7 protein-coding genes are annotated in these 8,798 nt (G+C 68.5%); all 7 read left to right on the top strand.

The window, feature by feature from the left end; genetic code table 11:
- The first annotated feature begins 71 nt into the window (after window positions 1–71).
- On the top strand, window positions 72–1,559 hold the full coding sequence (locus tag SB4_RS16460; RefSeq protein ID WP_058753443.1) for an AMP-binding protein: 1,488 nt from the start codon (window positions 72–74) through the stop codon (window positions 1,557–1,559).
- Window positions 1,556–2,785, top strand: coding sequence for a pyridoxal-dependent decarboxylase, exosortase A system-associated (locus tag SB4_RS16455; protein ID WP_058753442.1), 1,230 nt, complete (start codon window positions 1,556–1,558; stop codon window positions 2,783–2,785). The genes SB4_RS16460 and SB4_RS16455 overlap by 4 nt, the downstream gene beginning before the upstream one ends.
- 95 nt (window positions 2,786–2,880) lie before the next feature.
- Window positions 2,881–3,519 (top strand): XrtA/PEP-CTERM system exopolysaccharide export protein, encoded by a 639-nt coding sequence (locus tag SB4_RS16450; protein ID WP_058717570.1) that lies wholly within the window; start codon window positions 2,881–2,883, stop codon window positions 3,517–3,519.
- Between the two features lie 12 nt (window positions 3,520–3,531).
- Window positions 3,532–5,040, top strand: a complete 1,509-nt coding sequence (locus tag SB4_RS16445; protein WP_058753441.1) for an XrtA system polysaccharide chain length determinant — start codon at window positions 3,532–3,534, stop codon at window positions 5,038–5,040.
- 95 nt (window positions 5,041–5,135) lie between these two features.
- Window positions 5,136–6,101 carry an AAA family ATPase gene (locus tag SB4_RS16440; protein WP_241488660.1) on the top strand — a complete coding sequence of 322 codons (966 nt, stop codon included), beginning with the start codon at window positions 5,136–5,138 and terminating at the stop codon, window positions 6,099–6,101.
- Window positions 6,098–7,810, top strand: coding sequence for a hypothetical protein (locus tag SB4_RS16435; RefSeq protein WP_058753440.1), 1,713 nt, complete (start codon window positions 6,098–6,100; stop codon window positions 7,808–7,810). Before SB4_RS16440 ends, SB4_RS16435 begins: the two co-directional genes overlap by 4 nt.
- A 19-nt stretch (window positions 7,811–7,829) precedes the next feature.
- Window positions 7,830–8,798: ExeA family protein (locus SB4_RS16430; RefSeq protein WP_153006294.1), on the top strand; the 969-nt coding region annotated here is incomplete at its 3' end.

Genomic DNA, 8,798 nt, shown 5'->3' with positions numbered 1-8,798 from the left:
CCCGCCTGCGGGAGGGGAGGTGCGTGGGGCGGGTGCTCGACTTTGTGGCCGAGCCCCCTGTAGATGGCGCGATGAGCCCTGGTCCGTCCGCTTATCCGATCGATCATGTCCTGCACGGTGCAGGCGGCGCGCCGGCACTGCTCGACCGGGATGGCGGGCTGACCTACGCCCAGGCCGAGGACGTGGTGGCGCGGTTGGCCGGGTGGCTGGCGGCGCAGGGGTTCGAGCCCGGCGCGCGGGTGGCGACATGGTTGCCCAAGACCCGCACCGCCGCGCTGATGCCGCTCGCCGCCCCGCGCGCCGGGCTGGTGCACGTGCCGATCAACCCGTTGCTCAAGCGTGCGCAAGTCGCCCATATCCTGGCCGATAGCGGGGCGGCGATGCTGCTGACCCATGCCCCTCGCGCCGCCACGCTGGAGGAGGGCGACGTGCCGCCTGGCGTGGCCGTGATGACCGAGGCGGGGCAGGGCGACCCGCTTCCCCGGTCGGCGGCGGACCCCGGGGCGCTGGCGGCGATCCTCTATACCTCGGGCTCGACGGGGCGGCCCAAGGGGGTGATGCTCAGCCATGCCAATCTCTGGTACGGTGCGGTGTCGGTCGCGCAATATCTGAAGCTGACGCCCGACGACCGGGTGCTCGGCGTGCTGCCCTTCAGCTTCGATTACGGCCAGAACCAGCTGCTCTCCACCTGGGTGGCGGGGGGCGCGGTCGCGCCGCTCGACTATCTGACGCCGCGCGATGTGGTGAAGGCGGTGATCCGGCATGGCGCGACGACGCTGGCGGGGGTGCCGCCGCTCTGGACGCAATTGCTGGGCGCGGAATGGCCGGAGGAGGCGATCGCTTCGATCCGGCGGTTGACCAATTCGGGGGGCGCGCTGACCCCGCGCCTGGTGCGGGGATTGCGGACGCTCTTCCCGGCAGCGGAGCTGTACGCGATGTACGGACTGACCGAGGCATTTCGCTCGACCTATCTCGACCCCGCGCTGATCGACGCGCATCCCGATGCGATCGGACGCGCCATTCCCTTTGCCGAGGTGATGGTGCTGCGCCCCGATGGCAGCCGCGCCGCCGCCGGAGAGCCGGGCGAGCTGGTCCATGCCGGACCGCTGGTTGCGCAAGGCTATTGGCGCGATGCCGAGCGGACGGCGCAGCGCTTCCGCCCCGCGCCGGGCCATGAGCGCGCGGTCTGGTCGGGCGACACAGTAGTCGAGGGCGAGGACGGCCTGCTCCGCTTTGTCGGTCGCGACGACGAGATGATCAAGGTCGCGGGCAACCGCATCAGCCCGCAGGAAATCGAGGAAGCCGCCCTCGCCGGGGACGAGGCGCGCGAGGCGGTCGCGTTCGGGGTGGCCGACGAGGCGCAGGGGCAGGCGATCGTACTGATCCTGGCGGGCGACCCGGCACGCGAACCCGAGCTGCGCGCACGGTTGAAGCGCGACCTGCCCAATTTCATGCAGCCCACGCGCATCGAATGGCGCGAGGAGCTGCCGCGCAACGCCAATGGCAAGCTGGACCGCGCTGCGCTGCGCCGGGCGCTGGCCGACAAGGATATAAGATGACCAAGCCGATGGGCCCGATCCCACCCGAATTCGCGCGTCAGAAGGATATGCTGACGATCGCCGGGCAAAGTGCCGCCGAATGGCTGGCAGGGCGCGACGGTCCGGTCTTCGTCTATGATCCGGCTATCGTCGCCGCTCGGGTGGCACGCTTTCGCGCTGCCTTCCCGTCGGTCGACCTGCATTATGCGATCAAGGCCAATCCTTTCCAGCCGCTGCTGGACGCGATGGCCGGACTGGTCGACGGGTTCGATGTCGCCTCTGCGGGAGAGCTGGCGAAGGTTGCCGGACTGGGCAGGCCAGTCAGCTTTGCGGGGCCCGGCAAGCGTGACGCGGAACTGACCGCCGCGATCGAGGCCGGCGTCACGCTCAACCTGGAGTCGGAGGGTGAGGCGACCCGTGCCCTCGCCATCGCCGACCGGCTGGGCCACAGCCCTCGCCTCGCCGTGCGCGTGAACCCCGATGTCGAGCTGCGCGGATCGGGGATGAAGATGGGCGGGCGTCCTTCGCCCTTCGGCATCGATGCAGCGCGGGTGCCCGCGCTGGTCCGCAACCTGGTGGCGGCAGGCGCGGACTGGCGCGGCTTTCATATCTATGCGGGCAGCCAGGCACTCGACCCGCAGGCGATCATCGATACGCAGGCCGCGACTTTGGCGCTCGCCGCCCGGCTGGCGGAGGAGGCTGGCCATGCGCCACCGCTGGTCAATCTGGGTGGTGGTTTCGGCGTGCCCTATTTCGCGGGCGACAGGCCGCTCGATATCGAGGCGGTCGGCGCGGCGCTGGAGCAGGGGCTGGCCGCCCGTCCGGCCATCTTGCGCGACAGTCGTTTCGCGATCGAACTCGGCCGCTGGCTGGTGGCGGAATCGGGCGTCTATCTTTCGCGGGTTGTGGATCGCAAGGACAGCGGCGGCGAGACCTTCCTGATCCTCGACGGCGGACTGAACCACCAGCTGGCGGCCAGCGGCAATTTCGGCACGGTCGTCCGGCGCAACTATCCACTCGCGCTCGCCCATGCGATGGGGGCGGGGCCGGTGGAGACGGTGTCGGTCGTCGGCCCGCTCTGCACCCCGCTCGACCGGCTGGGCGACCGGGTGGCGCTGCCCGCGGGCGCGGTCGGGGATATCGTCGCGATCTTTCTGGCGGGGGCCTATGGAGCCACCGCCAGTCCCTCGGCGTTTCTGGGGCATCCGCCCGCCGGGGAAGTCCTGGGCGATGCGGAACAGCCATAACGCTATGTTCACCTCTTCGATGGCATAGCGATCTTGCGCAATTTGCCTTTCATCTCCGTATCCTGGGGGGTGAAGGGTTCAGGAGACCCGTTCGCATGGCATCGTTCGCCCGCCCTCTCTTGCTTTCCGGCCTGCTCGCCTCGACGCTGACCGGCTGTTCGACGGGCCCGGCGAAGCCCGAGCTGCCGTCGGCCGGATTCGTGGCGCGCAAGGAGCAGCCGGGCGACGAATATGTCATCGGCCCGCTCGACACGCTCAGCATCTTCGTGTGGCGCAATCCCGACCTGTCGGCCAAGGTGCAGGTGCGCCCCGACGGCCGCATCACCACGCCGCTGGTCAACGACATGCCCGCCGTCGGCAAGACGCCCGCCATGTTGCAGGACGACATGAAGAAGGCGCTGTCGGAATATATCTCCAACCCGATCGTGTCGGTGATCGTCGAGAATTTCGCCGGGACCTATAGTCAGCAGGTGCGCATCGTCGGCGCGACCGAGCGGCCTGCCAACATCCCCTACCGTGCGAACATGACCCTGCTCGACGCGATGATCGCGGTGGGTGGGCTGAACCAGTTCGCGGCCGGTAACAAGGCCAAGCTGGTCCGCACCGATCGCGAAACCGGCAAGCAGCGCGAATATGCGCTTCAGATCAACGACCTGCTGCGCAAGGGCGATTCCTCGGCCAATGTGCGGCTGGAACCGGGCGATGTCATCATCATCCCCGAATCGATGTTCTGAGGCAGCGCGGCCGTGTCGAGCATTCAGGACGAAATCCGCATCGCGATCCACGCCATATGGATCAGGCGCTGGCTGGCGCTGGTCGTGGCTTGGGCGGTGTGCATCCTGGGCTGGCTGTTCGTTGCCCAGATACCCAGCAAATATGAGTCTCGCGCGCGCATCGCGGTCCAGAATACCCAGATCCTGCCCGACGGCATGGCGACGAGCCAGACCAGCGGTACGGACTCGGTCGACCGGGTGCGTCAGACGCTGATCTCGGCGATCAACCTGCAAAAGGTGGTGCGCGGCACCGATCTGGCCAGCACGGTGTCGAGCGATGCCGATGTCGCCGCGCGCGTCGCGCAACTGGCCCAGGCGATCAAGATCGAGAACCAGCAGGACACCATCTTTCAGCTGACCGTGACGCAGGGCAGCCCGAAGCTGGCCCAGCAGGTCGCGCAGAAGCTGATCGACATCTTCGTCGAATCCAATCTGGTCGGCGATCGCAACAATACCAGCCAGAGCCTGACCTTCCTCGACAAGCAGTTGAGCGAGCGCCAGAAACAGCTCCAGATTGCCGAGGCCAAGCGCGCGCAGTATCAGAACCAGTTCATGGGCGGCCTGCCCGGCAGCGGATCGGTCGCCGACCGCATCGGGCTGGCCCGCTCGCAAATGGCGCAGGTCGACAGCGACCTGGCGGCGGCGCAGTCCAGCGTCGCGGCGGTGCAGGGACAGCTGGCGGGCACACCGCGTACCGTCGGCGAGGGCGGCGGGGTGGCCGGACCCGCCAAGGTGCGGCTGGCGACCATTCAGGGCCAGCTCGCCGATGCGCGGGCGCGCGGCTATACCGAGAACCATCCGGACGTCATCGCGCTGAAGAACCAGCTGGCGGCGGCACAGGCGGCGGCCAAGGCCGAGCCCGCAGGCGTCGGGGCGGGGGGGCAGCCCAATCCGCTCTATATGTCGCTCCAGTCGATGGCGGCCGAAAAACAGTCGCAGCTTGCCAGCCTGAAGATCCGCAAGAGCCAGTTGCAGAACGACCTCGACCGGCTGAACGCCAGTCTGGCGACCGACCCCGAACAGGCGGCGGAGCAGGGCGCGAACGACCGCGATTATCAGGTGCTGAAGGACAGTTACGACCAGCTGCTGCGCCAGCGTGAGCAGGTGGCCTTGCGCGGTCAGGCACAGAACCAGACGGATTCGATGCGCTTCACCGTGATCGATCCGCCGACCTATCCGCGCGCGCCGACCGCGCCCAATCGCATCCTGCTGCTGACCGGCGTATTTCTGGCCGGGCTGGGGCTGGGCGTTGGCTCGGCCTTTGCCCTGTCCAAGCTGCGCCAGACCTTCACCACGCCCCAGTCGCTGCAGCGGACGCTGGGTCTGCCGGTAATCGGGGCGATCGGGGAAGTCGTCACCCGCGGCCAGGCGGTGGCACGGGCGCGGCGCATGAAACTGTTCCTCGGCGGGACGGCGGGGTTGGGCGCGGCCTATGGGATGGTGTTGGCGATCGAGTTATTACAACGGGGATTGGCCGCGTGAACAAGAGCGTGAAACCCCCCAGATCCCGACGGGAACCCTCGCTGCTAGAACGCGCGGCGAACATCTATGATTTCCAGTCCTATGTGCGTGGGCCTGTGCCTGATGCCGTGCAGCCCGAACAGGCCGCCGAACCGGTGGTCGAGCGCGCGCCGGAATGGACGCCCCCCGGTATCCTGCCGCCCGAGCCAGTCGCGGCGGCCGCGCCCCCCGTATCGGACGAGGACGACCGCGCCTCGCTGAGCGGGATTCCGGCCGAGTTCCTGGCCTCGCCCGACGACGACGCCTTTCTGGCGAGCGAATATAATCCCGGCTTTTCGGATGTCGCGACCGTCGACCGCGCGATGCTGGCGGAGAACGGGATGATCGTCCCCGGCGCGCCGATCGGGCCGCTGGCGGAGGAGTTCCGGCTGGTCAAGCGTCAGTTGATCATCACCAGCCAGCGTCTGGTCGAGGGCGGCGATGCCGACAAGGCGCGCGTCGTGCTCGTGTGTTCGGCACGGCCGCAGGACGGCAAGACCTTCTGCTCGGTCAACCTGGCCCTGTCGATGGCGGCGGAGCGGGATACCGAGGTGCTGCTGGTCGACGCCGATGTCGCCAAGCCGGACGTGCTGGCGCGCCTGGGCCTGGCCGAGGGGCCGGGGCTGCTCGATGCGCTGGTCGATACCAGCATCGATGTCGAGTCGCTGGTGATGCGCACCGATGTGCCGCATCTGTCTGTCCTGCCCTGCGGCACCAAGACTGCCAGCGATACCGAGCTGCTGGCGTCTGCGCGCACCCGTAACGTGCTGCAGCGGCTGTTGTCGGCCAATCCACGTCGTCTGGTGATCTTCGACTCGCCGCCCGCGCTGGCCGCGTCGCCCGCCTCGGTTCTGGCGATGCTGGCGGGGCAGGTGATGATGGTGGTCCGCGCCGACCGCACGCCCGAGAGCGAAGTGTCGGCCGCGATCGAACTGCTCGACGCCTGCGAGCATATCCAGCTCGTCCTGAACAGCGTCGCCTTCGTGCCGGGCAGCCGTCGCTTCGGCTATTATGGCGGTTACGGCAAGGATGTGGCGAAATGAAGCGGGCGGGCCCCGTGCTGGCCGGTGTCGTGGGCGTGCTGGCGGCATGGCCGACCGCGCTTGCGGCGCAGGCCCAAGCCGGGGCCGCTGCCGCGCCGACGCTCGATCCCGGCCCGGCGCAGGAGGCTGCGGCCGGCGATGCGCCGCCCGGCAACGCACCCGCCGCCCCGTCGCGGCCGCGCACGCGGGTGTCGCCCTATGTCGAGATCGGCCAAATTCTGAACGCCGACCTGAACCGTGGCGATGTCGTCACCTACACGACGCTGGCGGCGGGCGTGAACGCGCAGGTGCAGACCGCGCGAGCGCAGGGGCAGGTCAGCTATCGCTATGAACGCCGGATCGGCTGGAGCGACCAGGCGGGCGGCGGGGACATCCATAGCGGCCTGGCGCGGGGGTCCTATCGCGTGACGCCCGAACTCAGCCTGGAGGGCGGGGCGCTGGCGACGCGGACGCGGGCGGATATCCGCGGTGCGGCACCGGGCGTGCTGGTCGGCGATGTCGGCAACATCTCGCAGCTCTATTCGGCCTATATCGGCCCGTCGCTGGCGACGCGCGCGGGGCCGGTGCAGATCGGTGCCAATTACCGGCTGGGCTATACACGCGCCGATACGCCGGGTCTGGGCGGGCTGGCACCGGGGCAGCCGCGCCTCGACTATTTCAGCGACAGCTGGAACCAGGTCGCCACCGTCAGCGCCACGGCGCGCCCCGGTGCGATCCTGCCCGTCGGCCTGTCGCTGAACGGCGCGTATAATCGCGACGATGCGGGCCAGTTGTCCCAGCGTTACGAAGGCTGGTTCGCGCGCGGCGACGTGCTGAAGCCGATCTCGCCCTATGTCGCGCTGACCGCCGGGGTCGGTTACGAAAAGATCGAGTCGAGCCAGCGCGATGCGGCGGTCGATGCCAATGGCCGCCCGGTCCTGGACGGGCGCGGCCGCTTCGTCACCGATCCGGCCGGACAGCGGCGCATCGCCTATCATACCGAGGGTATCTATTACGACGCGGGCGTGATCTGGCGCCCCAACCGCCGCACCTCGGTGGAGGGGCATGTCGGCGAGCGGTACGGCTCGCTCAGCGTGACCGGCACCGCGCGCTATCAGGCGTCGCGCAGCATCGTGCTGCAGGCCGCGCTCTATGACGGCATCCAGACCTTCGGTCGACAGCTGAACAATGGGCTGGCCAACCTGCCCACCAATTTCATCGAGACGCGCGACGCCTTTGGCCAGCAGTTCAACGGCTGCGTCTTCTCGGCGAGCGGGACGACGCCGGGCGGGTGCCTGAACGACGTGCTGCAATCGGTCCAGACCTCGGTCTATCGCTCGCGCGGGCTGGATGCGACCATGTCGATCGCGCGAGGCCGTTCGACCCTGGGATTCGGCCTGGGCTATGCCAATCGCCGGTTGTTCGCCCCCGATGGCGCACCCGGGATCGTCGTCACCGGTGCCGAGGACCAGAGCTACTACGCCCAGATTTTCTTCGGCCATGCGCTCGGTCCCCATTCGGGGCTTAACGTGAATGGCTTCGTTAACTATTATGCCTCTAGGTTGGCGGGGGCCGAGGATGTGGTATCGCTGGGAACAACCGCCAGCTATTACCGCAACTTCGGACGGCTCGGAACAACCGCGTCGGTTGGATTGTACCACTTTCAGGTCGGCGACCTGACCAGTGCCCTGTCGGCACAGGCCCTGGTCGCCGCACGGTATCAATTCTGACCGGCCGAAAGGCACGATGATGTACGAGACCCATTTCGGGCTGGGCGAACGCCCGTTTCAACTGACGCCGGACCCGCGTTTCTGGTTCGAGACGGCCACGCACGGGAAGGCGATGGCCTATCTGGGCTATGGGCTGGCGCAGGGTGAGGGCTTCATCGTCATCACCGGCGATGTCGGTGCGGGCAAGACCACGCTGGTCGGCCATCTGGTCGAAACGCTTGATAGCCGCCGCCTGCGCGTCCTGCACATCGTGTCGACCGCCGTCGACCCCGACGACCTGCTGCGCGTGGTGGCGGGACAGTTGAGCGTGGACAGCCACGGCCTGAGCAAGGCCGCGCTGCTGAGCGCGATCGAGCGTGCGCTGAACGGTATCGCGCGGGACGGTCGCCGTATCCTGCTGATCGTCGACGAGGCGCAGGCGCTGCCGCTCGCCTCGCTCGAGGAACTGCGCATGTTGTCCAACTTCCAGGCGGGGGGGCATGCGCTGCTCCAGATCCTGTTGGTCGGACAGCCCGAATTTCGCGAGCGCCTGCTGGGCTCGGCCGCCGTCGAGCAGCTGCGCCAGCGCGTGATCGCTATCCACCATCTCGACCCGATGGAGCCCGATGAGGTTCCCGAATATATCGCGCATCGCCTGGCGGTCGCGGGCTGGACCGGTCGTCCCGATTTCGCCGCCGATGCCTTTGACGCGCTCTATGCCGCGTCGGGCGGGGTGCCGCGTCGCCTGAACGTGCTGGCGGGCCGCGTCCTGCTCCAGGCCGCTATCGAGGGTGTCGAGCTGATCGGCCATGAAACGGTCGAGAGCGTCGCCGCCGACATGGCTGCCGATATGGGAAGCGAGCGTGTCGAGGCGGCTCCGGCCCCCGCCGCGCCGCCGGTGACCCCGGCCGCCCCCGCGCCGCGCAACGGCGCGCTGTTCGGGGCCGGGACGCTGGGCGCCGCCACGCTGAACGGAGCCGCGCCGATGAGCGGTACGCTGCGTTCCGGC

This window comes from Sphingomonas sanguinis (genome assembly GCF_001476905.1).
GTDB classification, from domain to species: Bacteria; Pseudomonadota; Alphaproteobacteria; order Sphingomonadales; family Sphingomonadaceae; genus Sphingomonas; species Sphingomonas sanguinis_B.
This window is presented reverse-complemented; position numbering and strand designations above follow the sequence as displayed.

What these genes read in the sequence shown, in the direction of transcription:
- SB4_RS16460 (WP_058753443.1), top strand. Translation starts at nt 72, where the DNA reads ATGAGCCCTGGTCCGTCCGCTTATCCGATCGATCATGTCCTGCACGGT.
- SB4_RS16455 (WP_058753442.1), top strand. Translation starts at nt 1,556, where the DNA reads ATGACCAAGCCGATGGGCCCGATCCCACCCGAATTCGCGCGTCAGAAG.
- SB4_RS16450 (WP_058717570.1), top strand. Translation starts at nt 2,881, where the DNA reads ATGGCATCGTTCGCCCGCCCTCTCTTGCTTTCCGGCCTGCTCGCCTCG.
- SB4_RS16435 (WP_058753440.1), top strand. Translation starts at nt 6,098, where the DNA reads ATGAAGCGGGCGGGCCCCGTGCTGGCCGGTGTCGTGGGCGTGCTGGCG.